The sequence below is a fragment of the Desulfallas sp. Bu1-1 genome (assembly GCF_015594625.1).
Lineage (GTDB): Bacteria > Bacillota > Desulfotomaculia > Desulfotomaculales > Desulfallaceae > JADNRQ01.
Genome location: NZ_JADNRQ010000050.1, coordinates 1 through 1,642 on the forward strand (window position 1 = coordinate 1; position 1,642 = coordinate 1,642).

Annotated in this window: 1 protein-coding gene; it reads left to right on the plus strand. The window is 54.1% G+C overall.

From position 1 onward, the window contains the following. Positions 1 to 337: 337 nt before the first annotated feature. On the plus strand, positions 338 to 1,603 hold the full coding sequence (gene iscB / locus IT084_RS17535; protein ID WP_279327906.1) for an RNA-guided endonuclease IscB: 1,266 nt from the start codon (positions 338 to 340) through the stop codon (positions 1,601 to 1,603). The last annotated feature ends 39 nt before the right edge of the window (positions 1,604 to 1,642 follow it).

Genomic DNA, 1,642 nt, shown 5'->3' on the forward strand with positions numbered 1-1,642 from the left:
GTCAACTACTCCCCACTAAAGTGGGAAGCATGTAGGTTTTGAACCCCACATCTTCCCATTTTAGTGGCGGGCCTACCTGTTTTGCAGGCAGGCCAGGTTTTCCAGTCCCAGGGCAACAAGATGCAGCAAGGCTACAGTTAGCCCTCCGTTGGCGGCAAGGTTCAAGAACGCACTTCAGGATGTTGCGCCAGTCTTGAACCCTGCAACCGCCGGGTGCAGACAACCGTAAGAGCGAGGGCGAAACGGCCCGGCGGGCGTACCGGCCTCCAACATGGACGAGGCAGCAGCCCCTTTAATGGGGCGTCACTCCCAGAAGGGAAGGAGGCTTACGTACCCCATGTACGTCTTTGTGTTAAGCAAAACAGGAAAACGCTTGATGCCCACTCATGCGGCCAAGGCGAGAAAGTTGCTCAAGGCCAAAAAAGCGAAAATCGTCAGCAGGAACCCGTTCACCATCCAACTGACTTACGAAACCGCGGAATACACCCAGAAGTTGGCCGCTAAGTTAGACACCGGCTTCAAAAGAGGCGGCGTTGCTTTGCAGTCCAACAGCAAAATCACCTTTCAGGGTGAAATTGTCCATCGGCGTTATATCAACCAGCCCACGAAAGGCCAAGTGTTAGTAGTGCGCCGGCAGAGGAGGAGGGCCAGGCGCTACCGTCTGAGGTACCGTGCTCCTCGCTTCGCCAACCGGCGTCGCCCTGAAGGTTGGCTCCCGCCGACTATCAAGGCGAAAGCCGACGCGCAAATTAACGTCCTGAAGGTTCTGGCCAAATACGCGCCGGTGACCAAAGCGATTATCGAAGTAGGGAGTTTTGACACTCACAAAATGCAGAACCCGGATATTAAGCCTGAAGATTACCAGAACGGCCGACAGAAAGGGTTTAAAAACGTTAAAGAATACGTCAAGTGCCGGGACAAGCATTGTATCCACTGCGGGGCCGAAATCGAAGAAGTTCACCATCTCAAGCAGAAGGTCAAAGGCGGCACCGACAACCCGGACAACCTGGTTGCGTTGTGCGGAAAGTGCCACCGTCTGGTGACCCTGGGCAAGCTCAAACTCAGTATAGCACCCAGCAAAGAACTCAAAGGCGCAGCCTTTATCAACGCGGCTAAGGACTACATCGTGTCCGAAGTCAAAAAGTTCATCCCGGAGGTAGTCACCCAGGAAGGCTGGCAGACCAAAGAAGAGCGCGAGCGCCTCAACCTGCCCAAGAGCCACGTCAACAACGCCATCGCCATGGGCACATCCGGGCAGAGCATCTACGTTCCAGATATTCCCGTATACGAAATTCGTCCCCGCCAGCGTGCCGTACGCCAGCAGTACATGTCTGAGCCCAAAAAAGGCGGTATCTTTAAGCGATACCGCCACCCCTGGCAGAGTACAGCCGGCATAAAACGTGGCGACCTATGTCGGGATGTAAAGACAGGACAGTTGGTGCGGGCGGACACCCTACTGGCAAATGGAAAGCTCAATGTCCGCGTTTTAAAGACTGGTCAAAGGTTAGTTAATGCAACTCCCAACCGGTTACAAATAGTAGAAAGAGCCAAGGGTCTGATGTTTATTCCCAGAAAGGAGGCAGAACCGGCGCTCCTCCCCTGAATAAATTCAGGGGTATCCGCGCCGGGTTTTGATTATGAA